Origin of the sequence: Citrobacter amalonaticus, assembly GCF_018323885.1 — a bacterium.
GTDB lineage: Bacteria > Pseudomonadota > Gammaproteobacteria > Enterobacterales > Enterobacteriaceae > Citrobacter_A > Citrobacter_A amalonaticus.
In genome coordinates this window covers 4,525,745-4,544,485 of the sequence record NZ_AP024585.1, presented here as the reverse complement: position 1 = coordinate 4,544,485, position 18,741 = coordinate 4,525,745, and the positions used below count along the sequence as shown (strand labels likewise).

Here is an 18,741-nt window from a genome sequence, read left to right as displayed (position 1 = left end):
CGTGAGATGGGCTAAAAGTTTCCACGGCAACTAAAAAACACCTGACGCCTTTCACGCTGCTGCTGCGTTGGCTACCTTCGCTCACCCCAGTCACATCGTTATCTCTGTTCCTGGGGATTCGCTCCGTTGCCGCCTTGCCGCAACGCGAAATTCGTCGGGCTTTTAAGATACAGTTAAACGCTGTAGTACAGCTCAAACTCTACCGGGTGCGGCGTCATGCGTACGCGGTCGTTTTCTTCAATACGCAGCGCGATGTAAGCATCGATAGCTTCATCAGTGAACACGCCGCCCGCTTTCAGGAACTCGCGATCCAGGTTCAGCTCGTTCAGTGCTTCTTCCAGAGAACCTGCAACCTGTGGGATCTCTTTCGCTTCTTCCGGCGGCAGGTCGTACAGGTTTTTGTCCATGGCTTCGCCAGGGTGGATCTTGTTCTTAATGCCGTCAAGACCGGCCATCAGCAGTGCTGCAAAGCACAGGTACGGGTTCGCTGCCGGATCCGGGAAACGGACTTCGATACGACGTGCTTTTGGAGACGCGACCACTGGAATACGGATAGAGGCAGAACGGTTACGGGCAGAGTAAGCCAGCATAACCGGTGCTTCGTAGCCCGGGACCAGACGCTTGTATGAGTTGGTGGTCGGGTTCGCAAGGGCGTTAATCGCTTTAGCGTGTTTGATTACGCCGCCGATGTAGTACAGCGCTTGCTCAGACAGGCCCGCATATTTGTCGCCAGAGAACAGGTTGGTACCGTTCTTGGACAGGGACATGTGGCAGTGCATACCGGAACCGTTATCGCCGAACATCGGTTTTGGCATAAAGGTCGCGGTTTTGCCGAAGCGGTGAGCGACGTTGTGTACCACATATTTGTAGATCTGAATTTCGTCCGCTTTTTTGGTCATGGTGTTGAAGCGGGTTGCCACTTCGTTCTGACCCGCAGTGGCCACTTCATGGTGGTGAGCTTCAACGACCAGGCCCATTTGCTCCATCACCAGACACATTTCAGAACGGATGTCCTGAGCAGAATCTACTGGTGGAACCGGGAAGTAGCCGCCTTTTACTGCCGGACGGTGACCTTTGTTACCACCTTCGTACTGGGTGGAGGAGTTCCAGGCACCTTCGATGTCATCGATAGCCACGTGAGAACCGGAAATTGACGCGCCGAAACGGATATCGTCAAACAGGAAGAATTCTGGTTCTGGCCCAAACAGAACGGTATCCGCGATGCCGGTGGAGCGCAGGTATTCTTCAGCACGCTTGGCGATAGAGCGCGGGTCGCGATCATAGCCTTGCAGGGTACCAGGTTCCAGGATGTCACAACGGATGATCAGCGTAGAATCCGCGAAGAACGGGTCGATGACTGCGGTAGAAGCATCCGGCATCAGCACCATGTCGGATTCATTGATGCCTTTCCAGCCACCAATCGAAGAGCCGTCAAACATTTTGCCTTCTTCGAAGAATTCGGCATTTACCTGATGAGCAGGAATCGTGACGTGCTGTTCTTTACCTTTGGTATCAGTGAAGCGCAAATCAACAAACTTCACTTCGTGCTCATTCAGCATCGTCAAAACGTGTTCAGCGGACATACTTAACTCTCCAGATTGGTCATAGTCGTCGTGGTAACGAGGTGTTCAATTCTTTAATCATTGGCCGTGTCGCCGTAAAAAAGATAAAGCGAAATCTGTGCCAACTTTTAAATTGCCCCTAAAAGGCGTTATCATGCGCACCATCGTGCAAAAGGGTTGCACCATGCCGTGTATGTTGCACCAGTATAGTGCTTTAATGTGAACATTAAGCACCATATTGGTGCAATGGACCGTGCATAACCCTTTTAACGCTCCGTGAAAGCGATCACAAAGAAACTCTGCAATACTTGTTTGCGGAGGATGTTTGTGATCCTGTTTTGTAGTGCGATTAATCCGTGTACAATAACGCGCTATTTCTAATGCCTGAGGCAAAGTTGTGATCGAAAATTTGCGTAACATCGCCATCATCGCGCACGTCGACCATGGTAAAACTACCCTGGTTGATAAGCTGCTGCAGCAATCCGGTACGTTCGACTCTCGTGCCGAAACTCAAGAGCGTGTGATGGACTCCAACGATTTGGAGAAAGAGCGTGGGATTACCATCCTCGCGAAAAACACCGCTATCAAATGGAATGATTATCGTATCAACATCGTTGATACCCCTGGGCACGCAGACTTCGGTGGTGAAGTTGAGCGTGTCATGTCCATGGTTGACTCTGTGCTGCTGGTGGTTGACGCATTTGACGGCCCAATGCCGCAGACGCGCTTCGTGACCAAAAAAGCCTTTGCGCATGGCCTGAAGCCGATCGTGGTCATCAACAAAGTTGACCGTCCTGGCGCGCGTCCGGACTGGGTTGTCGATCAGGTATTTGACCTGTTTGTGAACCTCGACGCGACCGACGAACAGCTGGATTTCCCGATCATCTACGCTTCTGCGCTGAACGGTATTGCTGGTCTGGATCACGAAGATATGGCGGAAGACATGACCCCGCTGTATCAGGCGATTGTCGACCACGTACCTGCGCCGGACGTTGACCTTGATGGTCCGTTCCAGATGCAGATCTCTCAGCTGGACTACAACAACTACGTTGGCGTTATCGGTATCGGCCGCATCAAACGCGGTAAAGTGAAGCCGAACCAGCAGATTACTATCGTGGATAGCGAAGGCAAAACTCGCAACGGTAAAGTCGGTAAAGTCCTGACTCACCTGGGTCTGGAGCGTATCGATAGCGATCTGGCAGAAGCAGGCGACATCATCGCGATCACCGGTCTGGGCGAGCTGAACATCTCTGACACCATCTGCGATCCGCAGAATGTGGAAGCGCTGCCGGCACTGTCTGTTGATGAACCGACCGTCACCATGTTCTTCAACGTCAACACCTCTCCGTTCTGTGGCAAAGAAGGTAAATACGTTACCTCTCGTCAGATCCTTGACCGCCTGAACAAAGAGCTGGTGCACAACGTTGCACTGCGTGTTGAAGAAACTGAAGATGCGGACGCGTTCCGTGTATCCGGTCGTGGTGAGCTGCACCTGTCTGTTCTGATCGAAAACATGCGTCGTGAAGGTTTCGAAATGGCGGTTTCCCGTCCGAAAGTTATCTTCCGCGAAATCGATGGTCGTAAACAAGAGCCGTTCGAGAACGTGACGCTGGACGTTGAAGAGCAGCACCAGGGTTCTGTCATGCAGGCACTGGGCGAGCGTAAAGGCGACCTGAAAAATATGAATCCAGATGGCAAAGGCCGCGTACGTCTCGACTACGTGATTCCAAGCCGTGGTCTGATCGGCTTCCGTTCAGAATTCATGACCATGACCTCCGGTACCGGTCTGCTGTACTCCACCTTCAGCCACTACGACGACGTACGTCCGGGTGAAGTGGGTCAGCGCCAGAACGGCGTACTGATCTCCAACGGTCAGGGTAAAGCGGTTGCGTTTGCACTGTTCAGCCTGCAGGACCGCGGTAAGCTGTTCCTGGGTCACGGTGCTGAAGTGTACGAAGGCCAGATCATCGGTATTCATAGCCGTTCTAACGACCTGACGGTAAACTGCCTGACCGGTAAGAAACTGACCAACATGCGTGCTTCCGGTACTGACGAAGCCACGGTTCTGGTTCCGCCGGTTAAGATGACTCTGGAACAAGCTCTGGAGTTCATCGATGACGACGAACTGGTAGAAGTGACGCCGCAGTCTATCCGTATTCGTAAACGTCACCTGACGGAAAACGATCGCCGCCGCGCGAACCGTGGTCCGAAAGAAGATTAATTGATAATCTTGTGACGAAAAAAGCCGCTGATTTCAGCGGCTTTTCTTTACCTCAATCTATTCAGAAGAAATATTTAACCCCAACGCGAATCTTCCGGTACTGACGAAGCCACGGTTCTGGTTCCGCCGGTTAAGATGACTCTGGAACAAGCTCTGGAGTTCATCGATGACGACGAACTGGTAGAAGTGACGCCGCAGTCTATCCGTATTCGTAAACGTCACCTGACGGAAAACGATCGCCGCCGCGCGAACCGTGGTCCGAAAGAAGATTAATTGATAATCTTGTGACGAAAAAAGCCGCTGATTTCAGCGGCTTTTCTTTACCTCAATCTATTCAGAAGAAATATTTAACCCCAACGCGAATCTGATTTTGTTCGCGGTGATAGGGTTCTACGTTCCGGTCCAGCCAGCGCAGTTCGAAGTAGGGCAGCCAGTTCTGGTTGATCCGATAACGGAAGGTATTCGTAATTTCCCAGTGATGATCCTTGCCATTGCTGCTATTAAAATCATTCACCCGCATAAAATAGTGGGGTTCAAAGGTATACGAGAATTTATCGGTAATAATAAAGTTCCAGTAGTTGCCGATCTCATAGGTATCATTATTATCCCGATCGCCATTTAAATCGACCGAGCTGTAATTATTATGGTTGTAGCGGTTACGCACCGTCAGATTAAACCACGGTGTAAACTTGTAATTCACGTCCAGATACACCGCGCCGCTGGAGCCAATACTCTTGTCGGTAATCAACCCGCCAGGTTGGATCGTTAATCTATCCGTGGGTTTGAAGAGCGGATACCAGCCCTCGATCTCGTTATAGCCGTGTTTTAACTCGTCTTCACGCTGGAGCGTATAGGTATTAGTGAGCATAATGCCCGCACCCATGTCAAAGTTATAGCCAACGCGCAGCATGATCTCTTGTTGATCGGATGCCAGATTATACGCCTCCCGGTTTTCGACATAAGCGCCAGCAACTACAGAGGTGGATATCACTGAAGATAACAGAATGAGAGTATGTAATGTTTTCATCATAAATCCGTTTTTTAAGCGTAGGGAAGCCGCCATCCATCTGGATGGAAATAGCGGCAAGATTTGTTTAAAGATTTACAGTAGCGATGTTTTTATTGTTATTGGTTACGTCAGAACGAGTGTTGTTCTTTTTTCGTTGATTTATTTCCTCAATAATAAAAGCGAAACGCGCCTCGTTAAGCTTATAAAAGAAACCCATGGTCAGTGCAGCAATAATCGCCAGACCACAGGGCCAGAGAAAAATTAACTGGCGTAATCCCAGTAAGGTCGCGTCGCTTTGCGCGATGTTGGGGATATAACCAATCTGGGTCAACATCATTCCGGGCAGGAACCCCGCCAACGCAGCGGAAATCTTGCGCGAAAAGGTATATCCGGTATAGACGGAACCTTCTGCGCGAATCCCCGTTTTCCATTCGCCGTAATCCACGGTATCCGGCACCAGTGCCCAGTTCAGGCTGTTCACGAAGGCGGTACCGAAGAAGGCTACACAAGAAAAGGTGACGAATAAAAAGGAGGTTCCGCCCCAAAAGAAATTCAGGATATCCCCAACTGCCCAGAGTGTTAGCCCTCCGAGATAAACCTGTTTTTTACCGAAACGCCTTACGGTCATGGGTACTAACAGTACACCTGCCAGAATGCACCCCATGCTGAAGAAGCCCATCCATGAGAGCAAATGGATATCGTTCAGAACGTACTGTGTGTAATAGACCTGGATCGCCAGTTTGATGTTGAACGCTGCCAGCGTACACAGATTGGCAATACACAGCACTAACAGAGGTGGGTTGCGGAAAATCGCGCAGAACGACTTGAGAATGCCAGGCTTATGGTGATCTGGCACGATTTCGATGTAACGTTCCTTAACGCCACGGAAACACCACCACATACTGAACAGTCCGCACACGGAGAAAATCAGCGCGGCAATTAAATAGCCCAACGATGGCGAACGGGTAAACAACGCCTGAATCGGCATAAAGCCGACGGTACACAGCAGCAGACCAATGGTTGCGCCGCCCTGGCGCCAGGCGGCAAGCTGGGCGCGTTCGTGCGGGTTTTTGGTGATAGCTGGCACCATTGCACCATAAGAGCAGTTCATAAGGCTATAAAACAAACCAAACAGCATAAACAGGAGGGTGGCCAGCGTCGTCTTCACCGTTAAGGTAAAGTCCGTGGCAAAGAACTGCGCGCTGGCAACCAGCGCCACGGGAAAAGAGGCATAAAGTATGAAGGGGCGGAATTTACCCATTACACCAATATTACGGCGTGAATCCAGCAATACACCGGTTAATATATCGGTAAAGGCAGTAAAGAACTTCGCCACCAGGAAGATTATGCCGCCGTAATACGCAGGCATCCCCAGCACATCGGTATAAAACTTAAGCAGATACAGCGTCCCGATACACAGCATCAGGTTTGAGCCAAAATCACCTATGCCGTAGGCGCACTTCTCACGCAGGCTCAGTTTCAGCGTTAGCGGATCATGGTCAGACATAATCGCCTCTCATAACGCCCCGTAGGGCGTTGGATATTATTGTTTTAAATCGTTTGTTTACGGGCTTCGATTTCGCCAACGATACGGATATACATTTTTTCGTTGAGATTGTAGAAACAGCCCATTGCAATGATGGTGACGACCGCCAGCGCACAGGGATAAATAAAGATCAGCTGCCGTAACCCCTCGACCGTTCCCGCCGATTGCACCACGTTAGGCACATAGCCAATTTGGGTCAGCATCCATCCCGGGAAGAAGCCGGCCAGCGCCTGTGAAACCTTACGGAAGAACGTAAAACCGGTGTAAACCGTCCCTTCAGAACGCACGCCAGTTCGCCATTCGCCGTATTCCACCGTGTCGGAAACCAGCGCCCAGTTCAGGCTGTTCACAAACGCAGAGCCGAAGAATGCCAGGCAGGAGAACGCGACAAAACTGACCGAGCCTCCGCCGAAGAGGTAGTTGAGGAGATCGCCTGCAACCCAGATCAGCAGGCCACCGATATAGACCTTTTTCTTGCCAAAGCGACGCACCATCCCCGGCATTAAAAAGACGCCGATGAAGATACAGCCCATGCTGAAAAAGCCCATCCACGACAGCAAAATCGGATCGTTCAGCACGTACTGGGTGTAATAAACCTGGATCGCCAGCTTGACGTTAAATGCGCCGAGCGTGCAGAGATTGGCAATACACAGGATGAAAAGCGGACGGTTACCGGCGATGGCACGAAAGGACTGCAATAATCCCGGTTTTTGCGCCGCGTCGACAGGTTTCACTTCGACATAGCGCTCTTTCACCCCGGCATAGCAGCACCACATAAAGAACAACCCGAACAGCGAGAACAGCGTCGCGGCGAAGATATACCCCAGTTGCGAATTGCCTTCGATCAGGTTCATGACCGGCACAAAACCGACGGTGCACAGCAGCAGGCCAAGCGTCGCGCCACCCTGCCGCCAGGCGGCGAGCGAGGCGCGTTCGTCCGGGTTTTTGGTGATGGCGGGCACCATTGCGCCATAGGAACAGTTCATCATGCTGAAGAACAGCCCGTAGAGCATAAACAGGACGGTCGCCATGACCGTTTTTCCGGTGATTTCAAACGGTGTACCGACAAAGTTAGCGATAGCCAGCAGGGTCACCGGAAACGCAGCGTACATAACAAAAGGACGGAATTTACCTTTTGGACCGATTTTACGTCGTGAATCGAGCATAATACCGGTTCCCATATCGGTAAACGCGGTAAAAAACTTGGCAATAAGAAAAATGATACCGCCATAGGTGCCCGGTAAACCGAGAACATCGGTATAAAACTTCAGTAAATAGAGCGTACCGATATCCAGAAGAATATTGGAACCTAAATCACCCATCCCGTAGGCGAGTTTTTCCTTAAAGGGCAAGCGTAGGGTTGCCGGGTTGGTTATGTTTTGACTCATGATTATCCCTCATTTGCCCATGAGTTTTCCCATGGGCGAGCCTTATTAGATGTGGCGTAAAGATGCAAACAGCGACGCCCACTCACTTTTCGCGCGATAAAAGACTGGCGGTTTACCTACTGGCGCATCCACGGTTACCTCGCCGCCGCTTTGCGTTTCACCTGTCCAGAGATTCACCCAATGATCCTCCGGCAGATACAGCGTCCAGTCGCTGCGGCCCTGCTCATGTACCGGAGCGACCAGCAGGTCTTGCCCCAGCAGGTACTGGTATTTCAGGGTGTAGGTGCGCGCATCGTTTTCGTAATGCAGGAACAACGGACGCATAACTGGCAAGCCAGTTGCGGCGTTTTGCGCGACGGCTTGCTTAAGGTACGGCTTCAACGTCGTGAACACGGTCGTCATTCTGGCGAAATGGGCGATGGTTTCCTCATCGCTGTCAAACTGCCAGTTATCACCGGGACGGTTACCTTCGTGGGTGCGCATCATGGGCGTGAAAGCATTGAAATCACACCAGCGCAGCAGCAACTCTTTGCTGCGTTTCATCTCAAACAGAGTGGTATAGCCGCCAATATCGCTGTGGTGCAGGCCGTGACCGCTCATAGCCAGCGACAGGGCAGCGGGAATAACGGAGGCGAGTCCATCGTCCAGACTCCAGTCCACGTTCTGGTCACCCGCCCACATCATGGTCGAGTATTTCTGACTGCCGGTATAGCCTGCGCGCATAAAGAACAGGATCTCGCCGAGTTTGCCGGTTTCCTGTAATGCCTCGTAGTTACATTTTGCCCACAGCGCAGGCCAGGCGTTATGCATGATCTCCGCGCTGACGCCGTTATGCAGAACCGTGTCGGTCGGCAGGTATTCGCCAAAGTCCGCCATCCAGCCGCCGCAGCCGAGTGCGATCATGTTTTTCTTGATGACGTCTTTGAACCAGTCGTAGGCCGCCGGGTTGGTCAAATCAACCACGCCGCCGTAAAACTCACCAAATTCAACCAGATAATCATTACCGGAAGTATCTTTTGCCAGATAACCGTGCTTTGCCGCTTCGGCGCACAGGTCTTTATCGCTGGCGACATACGGGTTGATATATGAAAGGAACTGCACGCCTTCGGCGTTCCACTGTTTGATACGGCTGTCCAGTTGTGGATAGTTGTCGCTGTTCCACTTCCAGTTCCACATCACGCGCTTACCGAATGATGTCATGCGGATCCCGGACCAGTCCTGCGCCCAGATGCCGTTTACCTTCACGCCAGCGCGACGCATCGTATCCAGTTTCTTCTGGCACACTTCGGTGCCGCCTTGAATGCCCAGCGTGACGCCATCATAAATCCAGTCCGGTAATTCTGGTTGGCGACCTAACAGCGCGGTCAGTTTTTCCAGCAGCGCGATATAGGTGTCGGCGCATTCAATACGCAGGGTGGTTTTCTCCTCCCACAACGCCAGTTCGTGATAATCCGGCGCGCTGAAGTCAAAATTCATGTAGCAACTGTTATCAACGTGGCAGTAATACTTCTGCGTACTGACAAACGTGGGTTGTGGGAAGAAGGTCCAGTAGTAGTCGCCGCCTGCGTTCTCTTTGCAGTCGGCCTGCCAGGTGACGTAGCTATTCTTATTTCGGCCCACACCCTGTTCGCTGGTCCACAGTGGAAACGGCTTGCCACGCAGGTCGAAGTAAGAGAACTGCTCGCCGCAGCCGTAGATATGGTCATCCGGGTTAGCCGCCAGTCTCAGCCAGATACGGTTATGGTCGGGATCGTCATTGTGCAGATACAGTTGCAAACGACCCGCTTCATCGGTGGAGATATGCAGCGTCGCATTGACGGCATCACCACGACTAAAGCGTACTCGCCAGCCGCCGGCTGATTCACTGACCGTGGCATCGGTCAGGGCAATTTTCTCGTTAAGTTTGTCTTTAATGTTGAAGTTGCCACGAAACATGTCGATATCGGCGACGCCAGCACCAACCCACAGACAGGGGGCTGCTTCGCTGTGACGTAAAATTAATCGCTGGTGGTACGTTAGCGTAAATCCATTCTGTAACGTCGTCAGCTCTAAAGGGGTTGACCGTTGTTGTAACGAATTCATCATCGTCTCCGTAATAAATAGGGTAATTCGGTAATTTGTCGGAAATCTTTTATTCGCTACCGATGAGAAAATGCATCTGATGTGTTTCTCCTGGCGCGAGATAAATCAGGCCTGTTCCGGAGTTAAAGGCATCGGGTGGGCAGGTCATCGGTTCCACTGCAAGACCACGCCTTGCTAATTTCTCGCCGGTATATACCTGCAGCCAGGGTTGATGGCTGCGTAAAAAAGTCGTTATGTTTTGTGAGGCACAGGTCATCCTGACTTCCCACTCAACCTCAGGTGTCAAGACCCTGAATGTATGATCGATAGAGGTTCCTGCAATGCGTCGCGGCGTTGTGAAATCCCGTTCACTACCTGTTTCTTCACTCGCAGGAAGCGTCAATTCACAACCATCAATGGGGTGCAGATTGCAGGTCAAATAGGGATGGGCTCCGGCACCATACGGTGCGATTTCGTCACTCAGATTCTGCGTACGAATAAAGACATGCAGCCCGTGTGTTTCCTCCAGTCGATAAATCACCTCTGAAACCAGCGCAAAGGGATAACCATAAGAAGGCGGCAGAAAAATCGTCAGTGACGCTTCCGTTTTTGACTGCTGATTAATCTGCCAGTCCCGCCAGGCCAGTAATCCATGAATAGCGCTATGCGTAACCGGATCGTTAATAGCAAGCTGGAAGCGCTTGCCGTTATGTTGATAGCAGCCTTTTGCCACGCGATTTGGCCAGGGTATTAGCACTTTTCCCAAATGCGCCAACGGTATCTCTTCCGGCTTATGGGGAATAACGACGTGACGCCCACGGTGCGTCAGTTCTGCTAATCCGGCGCCAACTGTGACTATTTTCGCGCAGTAGTGCCCGGCCTGAAGATGAAGTGTTTTTCCACCGCTATGCATGGCTGCTATCCTCGTTGCTTACCTGGCGTTGATATCCAGAAGACCGGCAGCAACCGCAGGAGCAAGGCCCGGTGCCAGCGGTAAACGTGGGATAACCAGACAGTGCAACAGGTGATAAATATCCTGTTTACCGTCCCATACCCGGGTTGTGACCTTGTTGTCCGCATCCAGCTCCTGCCACCAGGAACCATTTTCGTAATCCATCAGGTACTTAATGCAGTATTCCCACCAGGTCTGATACCAGGTTTCGTACTGGCGATCGCCCGTGACCGTATATAGCGCATAGGCGGTACCCATTGCTTCTACAATCGGCCAGCGCACCCGTTCACGAACAATGGGTTTGCCATCCCAGTCAACGGTGTACACGATGCCGTCAGCGCCGTCGGGCGCCCAGGCATCACGAATGGTGGCGTGGAAAAGACCTTTTGCGTCTTCCAGTAACCAGGCGGGCGGTTGTTCGCTTCTCGCTTCTAACGCGGCGTGGATATGCAGCATCAGACGGCCCCACTCAATCCAGTGGCCTGGCGTGCCGCCATAGGCGCGGAAACGGTGGGCGGGATTGTCTTTGTTGTAGTCGCGGACCGGGTTCCAGTTCACGTCGAAATGCTCATTGACCCGGTATTCCCCTTTGCGGGCGACATCGTGAATGATGACCGAGGCGATGTGGATCGCACGATCCAGCCATTTTTTGTCATGGGTGACGTCGTAAACAATCAGGAAGGCTTCAACGGCGTGCATATTGGCATTGCCGCCGCGATAGTCTTCGGTTTTGCTAAACGCTTCATCCCAGGATTCCAGGCACATTTGCTCTTCTTCACTCCAGAAGTATTTCTCAATGACTTCAATGGTGTAATCGAGCAGTTTCCTGGCCTCAGGGTGTCCGGTGGTGACCGCGCTGGCAGCGCCCAGCAGTGCAAAAAAGTGTTGGTATCCCTGTTTGGAGGCATCTACCACGCCTTCATCATTCACGCAGGCGTACCAGCCACCGTATTTTTTATCCCGCAGCGCGCCGTTCATGGCCTTAATACCGTGATCGACCAGGCTGTAAGCGCCCGGTCTGCCCATCGCTGCGGCGACGGAATAGACGTGCAGCATGCGGGCGGTGATCCACAGGTGCGTGCCCATCTCTTCTTTGACCTGTCCTTTATTACCCAGCCAGCCGAATCCGGTTGGCACCGCCGCGTTCTTACCAAAATTGAAGATGCGATCGGTTTCTTGCTCCAGCCAGCGGTTGTGGCTCATGGTGTTAAACCATTTCATGCTTTGATCCTCGTATTAACGGCGGCGGGCCATCATTTCATCGACAATTTCACCTAAGCGTTGCAATTTAGGTGCAGACACATCACGCAGCATCATCTCGCTGTCCGGCAGGCCAATCACCGATGACCAGACCGCACGACCGGCCAGGAAGCCAGAAGCGCCTGCGCTCATCGCAACGCTGACCGCGCGTGGAAACAGCTTTTCATCAACGCCGGAAGAGAGAATGACCCACGGCATATTGATGTGTTCGTTCAGGTGTTGAGACGCGCTGAGCAGGGCTTGCTGCGTGCCTTTACCCTGCAGCGGCATTTCGACCTTATAGAGATCGGCGCCGCTGTCGCCCAGTTCTTTGGCGGCGTCGATAATCGCCTGTTCACGATCGAATTGATCGCCGCGACGCGGCGGACGGACTACCGGTTCGATGATGCTCAATAGACCCTGGCTATGGCACAACGTATTAAATTCTTTCACCATTTCAAGACGTTGCTGCGCATCTTCATCACTGCGCCAGAGCACCAGCAGTTTTAAGGCTTTCGCGCCATCCTGCTTGACGGCCTGAGGATTGATGGTTTTATCAATCACTACGCTGTCGACGGGGATGCCATTACCCGGGATGAAGGCGTCGGCGGCGACAATCATGGCGCAGCTTTTGGCAACGGCGTTCTGCTCTACCGCCTGGCGGTAGCAAAACTGTTGGTCAAGCAGGATCGCGGAGGCATACGGCGAGAGAATTTTTGCAGCATTGACTTTAAAATCCGTGAGATGCTGATCGGTGACCGGCGTTGGCGTGCCTGCGGCGGCAAACATCAGGCGCATTGCTTCACGCTGGTCAACGGCCAGCATGGCGAAACCGCCGGAAGGTCTGGTGATATCTTTCAGGGTGTACGTGGTCATTCTTCAGTCCTTTTTACCTGTCAATGGTGGTTTTTCAGTCCGGCAGAAGTGCGAACCTGTTCAAGAATGGCGGTCCAGTCTTCCCGCCCACGGCCAGCGGCTCGTGCCTGGTTATAAACTTCCCTGGACGCCGCGCCGAGCGGCATAGGAACGTGCAGCTGGTTGGCGACATCCAGCGCGATGCCGAGATCTTTGTGGGCCAGGTCGATCATGAAGGCCGGGGAAAGATCGCCTTTCAGCACTTTGTTCGGCCACGAGGTGGTGAAGTGACCTTTACCTGCGGGTGTCCCGCTCATGACCTGTAGCGCGACATCGAAGGAGAGACCCAGCGCTTCACACAGCACGGCGGCTTCGGCTGACAGGGCATTCAGCGCAATGCTCATGTAGTTGTTAATCAACTTCACGCGGATCCCCATTCCTGGGCCGCCGGCGTTAATCAACTCATTCCCCATTGCCATCAGTACCGGTGTGGCGCGCTCGACCTGGTCCGGTGTGCCGCCCGCCAGCAACAGCAATGTACCGGCAACGGCGTGATCCGAGGTTCTCCCGACCGGGACATCCATCATGGCGAAGCCTTTAACGCGAAGGTCGGCGATCAGCTTGTCAGTCTGCAAGGGATGGATGGTTGACATATCGATCACCAGCGCTTGTGGGGAGAGGCGTTCGCAAACGCCTTTTTCGCCCAATAATACGCTGCGCACCAGATCGCCGTTGGGCAGCATAGTGATGACAAACTCAGCGCCTTCTGCGGCCTGTGCTGGAGAGCGGGCTGGTTGTGCCCCTTTTTCGACCAGACGTTGGACGGCATCGGGGTTAACGTCAAAAACGCTAAGTTGGTGACCCTGTTTGAGTAAGTTGCTCGCCATTGGGGCGCCCATCTGTCCTAATCCGATAAATGCGATGACTGCCATATCGTTCTCCTGAGACGGTGGTGTCATTTTTTGTCAATTATGACCGGTTGTTTCTGTCTGTTTTTGATCGTATTTGTAATTTATGGTCAAAAAATTGACAGCCGTCACTTTTTAAACATTTTGTGGAATTAAAATAATCTCATCCCGAAATGCTTAAGGAACGACCATGATTCGTATTGCTTGTGTAGGTATTACCGTGCTGGATCGCATCTATTACGTAGAAACGTTACCGGCTGTAGGCGGTAAATATGTGGCGCGTCGTTATACCGAGGTGGGCGGTGGACCAGCCGCCACTGCCGCAGTGGCAGCGGCGAAGTTAGGGGCACAGGTAGACTTTATTGGCCGTGTGGGCGATGACGACACCGGAAAACACCTGTTGGCGGAGCTGGAATCTCTGGGGGTCAATACCCGTTACACCCGGCGTTATGCGGGGGCAAAGTCGTCGCAATCGGCTATCATGGTTGATGCTCAAGGGGAGCGGATTATCGTCAATTTCCCGAGCCCCGATTTGCCGGCGGAGGCCGACTGGCTCAATGACATCGACTTTTCCCAGTGGGATATCGTACTGGCGGACGTTCGCTGGCATGAAGGGGCAAAGCAGGCCTTTACGCTGGCGCATCAGGCGGGCGTGGAGACGCTGCTGGATGGTGATGTGACGCCTCAGGACATCAGCGAGCTGGTGGCCTTAAGCGATCATGCTGTGTTTTCGGCCCCGGGTCTGGCGCGCCTGACGGGCATCAATGAGACCGCCAATGCGTTGAAACAATCACAAACGCTCACAAATGGACATGTCTACGTCACGCAAGGTAGTGAAGGGTGTGACTGGATAGAAAATGGCACGCTGCAACACCAGGCCGGTTTTGCGGTGGATGTGGTGGATACAACCGGGGCAGGCGATGTTTTCCACGGTGCGCTGGCATTCAGCCTCGCATCAGGAAGCGAACTGAAAGACGCGGTCAGGTTCGCCAGTGGGGTGGCGGCGCTGAAATGTACCCGACCGGGAGGACGTGCAGGAATTCCTGACTGTGATCAAACCCGATCTTTTCTGTCACTTTTTGTATAAAATGCAGGGCAATGGTTTTTCGAGGAATTTTCATGAGTTTTACCGAACTGACCGGTAACCCACGGCATGATCAGTTGCTATCGCTCGTTGGTGAGCGTGGGTATATGAACATTGATGAACTGGCGGGTTTACTGGATGTCTCTACGCAGACGGTGCGCCGTGATATCCGTAAATTAAGCGAACAGGGGCTGATTACCCGTCATCACGGTGGCGCTGGCCGCGCGTCCAGCGTGGTTAACACTGCCTTTGAGCAACGTGAAGTCTCGTGGACGCAAGAGAAAAAAGCCATCGCGGAAGCGGTGGCGGACTACATTCCAGATGGTTCAACGGTGTTCATCACCATTGGCACTACCGTAGAGCAGGTGGCGCGGGCGTTGTTGAACCACAATCATCTGCGTATCATCACCAACAGCCTTCGGGTTGCGCATATTCTCTATAACAATCCCCGTTTCGAAGTGATGGTCCCCGGTGGAACGCTGCGTCCACATAACAGCGGGATTATTGGCCCTTCTGCGACTGCGTTTGTCGCTGATTTCCGGGCGGACTACCTCGTCACCAGCGTCGGGGCGATTGAAAGCGATGGCGCGATGCTGGAATTTGACGTCAATGAGGCCAGTGTGGTGAAGACGATGATGGCTCACTCCCGCCATATTCTGCTTGCTGCCGATCATACGAAATACCACGCCTCGGCGGCGGTAGAAATTGGCAATGTTTCTGCGGTAACCGCGTTGTTTACTGATGAACTCCCTGGCCCGGCTCTGCATACGCTTCTTCAGTCTCATCAGGTTGAAATCGTTCAGGTGAGCCCAGACCAGGATGATGGCGTTTCTCCGTAACAGACTCCTTTCAAAATAAACCGCCGTTCAGGCGGTTCTTATCACAAAAAATATAAATAGTTAAACGTCCTGGTATTATGTATAAAAATCCTAAAACTCGCATGAATTATCAAATTGTGCTTTTAATGTGCATTGATTCGTAAGCTTTTTTTACCCTCGTTACGCACTCTTTTTATTCATTAAAAAAACGCCCAGGAATAATATAAATAAATGGATGTTCTCTTATTATTTTTCCTTTTTCGTCAGTTCAACCCCCGTTGACATAACCTTTGAATAACTGTATTAATCGCGCAAAAGGAAAGATTTATAATTTTAAGGTAAGTGAATCTTTAGGTTTTAAAGATGAACGGACCCGCTTTGCCTTTTAATTAATTTTTACTGCGTCTTTTATGCTCTTATCCGAAAAAAGAGTAGTACGGAAAAGGTATTCCTATGAAAACACAAAAAATGAAATGCAAACCACCCTCACCGGGGAAATTGGCTCTCTGTATCGCCAGTGCGCTGGCGCTCGGAGGATTCAGCGGGCAAGCGGTTTCCGCGGGGTGTAGTTACACGACTACGGCACAGTTCTTATGTGATGACCAGACGATTTACTATAGTGGTAATCCTCTGATGTCAAATAGTCGGGACTATACGACATTTAACGAAACCATGATTAATACCAGCCAAAACGGAACAACTACACCTTTGCAAGGTTGGGGTGTATACCTCGATAGCGCAGGCTATAAATTTAAAAATCTGGTAATTAATACAACCGGTTCGGAAGCAGATGGTATCCACTCAAAAAATGCGGGTGGCAGACTGGAAGCTGAAAATATCTCTATTATTACTACCGGAACGAGTTCCGACGGGATTAACCTCGGACGTGAGTTGAGCAACGCATCCTCCGTTGTGGAAGTGAGCGGTAACGTGAGGGTGGATGCCGAAAATGGTATGGGGTTGCGCGCAAATATATCCAGAGCAAATACCAGCGCACAGTCATCAATTATTGTTCATGGGAATGCGGATATTGTTACCCGTGGTTCTGGCGGCGCGAACTCCGGATACGGGATCTATGCTGGTAAGGATCTCGGTGACTTATTTGGCAGTGCTGCGGGAATCGCGGATGTCACGATTGGCGGTACTGCAACCATTACCACTTCTGGTTCGAATGCTCATGGTGTTTACGCAGGAAGGAAAGGTGAGGTCAACCTCAATAACGTCAATATCACAACCACTGGTAGTGGCGCGAATGGTATCTATGCTTACGCCAGCAGTGATTTTGCCACAGTGAATTTGGGTGGGGACACCACCATTAAGGCGACAGGCAATAATGCCAATGCGATGTATGCCTATCAAAGTAAAGGCCTCATTCGCTCCTGGGATGCCACTACGGACACTGCAAGCTCTGGTGTCTATAACATTGAGGGCAACCTTTATGCACGCTATAGCGGCATTATTGACCTGACAATGGATGATGGAAGCCATTTCGTGGGCACCGCCAACTCTTCGCAACTGGAAAATACAGCATCTTACCGTGCGACTATTAATCTGGATATGAAGGGTGCCAGCAGCGAATGGACGATGACTGGAAATTCCGTGGTCTCTAATCTGACGCTGGATCAGGCGACGCTGCGCTATAGTCCTGACGGCGTGTCTCGCGATGATGCGGGAACCTTCAAAACATTGACTGTGATAGGAAACTACATCGGGACCAACGCGCTGTTAGTGCTGAATACCGTACTGGAAGGTGACGGTTCATTAACTGACATGCTGAAAGTGAATGGCGATACCTCCGGTAATACCAAAGTGGGGATCAACAACATTGGTGGTGTGGGTGAACTGACCGTCGATGGGATTAAAATTGTTGAGGTTGCCGGAAACTCTGACGGTACCTTTACCAAATCAGGGCGTATCGTCGCCGGTGCGTACGACTATGACGTGGTGAAAAAAGCCAGTGACTGGTATCTGACCAGCGAGCTGTCACCGGTGGATCCGCCGCCAGTGGAGCCGCCTCCGCCACCACCGACTGAGCCGGATCCCGATCCCGCGCAGCCAGACCCAACTGATCCTCCAGGACCGCCAGTATATCCGGGTCCCGTCGAGCACCAGTATCGCCCTGAATTCGGGAGTTATCTGGCGAACAACTATGCGGCCAATACGATGTTTATCACCCGTCTGCATGACCGTCTGGGTGAAACTCAGTATACCGATATGCTGACTGGCGAAGAAAAAGTCACCAGTATGTGGATGCGTAACGTAGGGGGCCATAATCGCTTTACTGACGGCAGCGGGCAGTTGAAAACCAACGCTAACCGTTATGTTCTGCAGTTAGGCGGCGACCTGGCGCAGTGGAGCAGCGACGGCCTCGATCGCTGGCATCTGGGTGCCATGGCGGGTTATGCCAACCAGAAAAGTAAAACCCGTAACAGTTACACTGGCTATTCGTCTCGTGGGCAGGTAGATGGTTACAGCGTCGGTCTGTATGCCACCTGGTATGCCAATGAAGCGGATAAGACCGGGACCTATCTGGACAGTTGGGTACTGTATAACTGGTTTGATAACACCGTTAGTGGCGAACATCTGGCCAGCGAAAACTACAAATCCGACGGTATCACGGCGTCTGTTGAAGGCGGTTATAGCTTCCTGGTCGGGGAAAGTGAAAATAAAACCTACTGGATCCAACCGAAAGCGCAGGTTATCTGGATGGACGTGCAGGCCGATTCACACCGTGAGCACAACGGGACGGTGGTTAAAGACAAAACTGACGGCAACCTGATGACTCGCCTCGGCGTCCGTGCTTACCTGAAAGGTCATGCGGAGAAAGATACCGATAAAGGCCGTGATTTCCAGCCGTTCATTGAAGCGAACTGGATCCACAACACCAATAACCAGACCGTACAGATGGGCTCCATCAAGGATGACATCAGCGGGACACGTAACATTGGTGAGCTGAAAGTGGGTATTGAAGGGCAAATCAACCCGCGTCTGCAGGTGTGGGGTAACGTGGCGCAGCAAATGGGCGACAACAGCTACAGCGATACCTCTGCGATGCTCGGGGTGAAATACAGCTTCTAAGAAACCGAGAAATATCACAC

General features: G+C 52.0%; 13 protein-coding genes and 1 pseudogene. 5 read left to right on the top strand and 9 right to left on the bottom strand.

Translation table 11 applies throughout. The features are described from left to right. Positions 1–173 precede the first annotated feature (173 nt). On the bottom strand, positions 174–1,583 hold the full coding sequence (gene glnA / locus KI228_RS21450) for a glutamate--ammonia ligase (RefSeq protein WP_042325425.1): 1,410 nt from the start codon (positions 1,581–1,583) through the stop codon (positions 174–176). Between the two features lie 376 nt (positions 1,584–1,959). Here glnA and typA point away from each other — a divergent pair, with 376 nt between their 5' ends. Next, positions 1,960–3,783: a ribosome-dependent GTPase TypA gene (typA, locus tag KI228_RS21445; RefSeq protein ID WP_042325427.1), complete on the top strand. Its 1,824-nt coding sequence runs from the start codon at positions 1,960–1,962 to the stop codon at positions 3,781–3,783. A 90-nt stretch (positions 3,784–3,873) separates the two neighbouring features. After that, positions 3,874–4,056, top strand: a pseudogene (locus tag KI228_RS21440) (hypothetical protein); the annotation flags it as partial. Positions 4,057–4,117: 61 nt separating this feature from the next. Here the strand turns inward: KI228_RS21440 and ompL are convergent. The 8 genes from ompL to yihU all read right to left on the bottom strand — a co-directional run bounded on the left by ompL (position 4,118) and on the right by yihU (position 13,765). Further along, positions 4,118–4,810: a porin OmpL gene (gene ompL, locus KI228_RS21435; protein WP_099433478.1), complete on the bottom strand. Its 693-nt coding sequence runs from the start codon at positions 4,808–4,810 to the stop codon at positions 4,118–4,120. A gap of 67 nt (positions 4,811–4,877) precedes the next feature. Beyond that, entirely contained in the window at positions 4,878–6,299 is a 1,422-nt protein-coding gene (locus tag KI228_RS21430; protein ID WP_044257152.1) for an MFS transporter, read from the bottom strand. A 44-nt stretch (positions 6,300–6,343) separates the two neighbouring features. Further along, positions 6,344–7,726, bottom strand: coding sequence for an MFS transporter (locus KI228_RS21425; RefSeq protein WP_042998851.1), 1,383 nt, complete (start codon positions 7,724–7,726; stop codon positions 6,344–6,346). A gap of 45 nt (positions 7,727–7,771) precedes the next feature. Continuing rightward, entirely contained in the window at positions 7,772–9,808 is a 2,037-nt protein-coding gene (locus tag KI228_RS21420; RefSeq protein ID WP_061069445.1) for an alpha-glucosidase, read from the bottom strand. Positions 9,809–9,857: 49 nt separating this feature from the next. Further along, on the bottom strand, positions 9,858–10,700 hold the full coding sequence (locus KI228_RS21415) for an aldose-1-epimerase (protein WP_042998853.1): 843 nt from the start codon (positions 10,698–10,700) through the stop codon (positions 9,858–9,860). Positions 10,701–10,718: 18 nt separating this feature from the next. Beyond that, positions 10,719–11,960, bottom strand: coding sequence for a sulfoquinovose isomerase (gene yihS, locus KI228_RS21410; RefSeq protein WP_044265143.1), 1,242 nt, complete (start codon positions 11,958–11,960; stop codon positions 10,719–10,721). 15 nt (positions 11,961–11,975) lie between these two features. Continuing rightward, positions 11,976–12,854 (bottom strand): sulfofructosephosphate aldolase, encoded by an 879-nt coding sequence (gene yihT, locus KI228_RS21405; RefSeq protein WP_042998854.1) that lies wholly within the window; start codon positions 12,852–12,854, stop codon positions 11,976–11,978. Between the two features lie 20 nt (positions 12,855–12,874). Beyond that, complete coding sequence (gene yihU / locus KI228_RS21400) at positions 12,875–13,765, bottom strand: sulfolactaldehyde 3-reductase (RefSeq protein ID WP_042998855.1); 891 nt, start codon at positions 13,763–13,765, stop codon at positions 12,875–12,877. Positions 13,766–13,931: 166 nt separating this feature from the next. Here yihU and KI228_RS21395 point away from each other — a divergent pair, with 166 nt between their 5' ends. From KI228_RS21395 to KI228_RS21385, 3 genes are all read left to right on the top strand, one after another. Beyond that, positions 13,932–14,828, top strand: coding sequence for a sugar kinase (locus tag KI228_RS21395; protein ID WP_061069446.1), 897 nt, complete (start codon positions 13,932–13,934; stop codon positions 14,826–14,828). A gap of 32 nt (positions 14,829–14,860) precedes the next feature. Beyond that, positions 14,861–15,664: a DeoR/GlpR family DNA-binding transcription regulator gene (locus tag KI228_RS21390; RefSeq protein ID WP_044326767.1), complete on the top strand. Its 804-nt coding sequence runs from the start codon at positions 14,861–14,863 to the stop codon at positions 15,662–15,664. Positions 15,665–16,276: 612 nt separating this feature from the next. After that, the gene (locus KI228_RS21385) at positions 16,277–18,721 is read left to right on the top strand and encodes an autotransporter outer membrane beta-barrel domain-containing protein (RefSeq protein ID WP_317987687.1); all 2,445 of its coding nucleotides are present in this window, start codon (positions 16,277–16,279) and stop codon (positions 18,719–18,721) included. Positions 18,722–18,741: the final 20 nt, after the last annotated feature.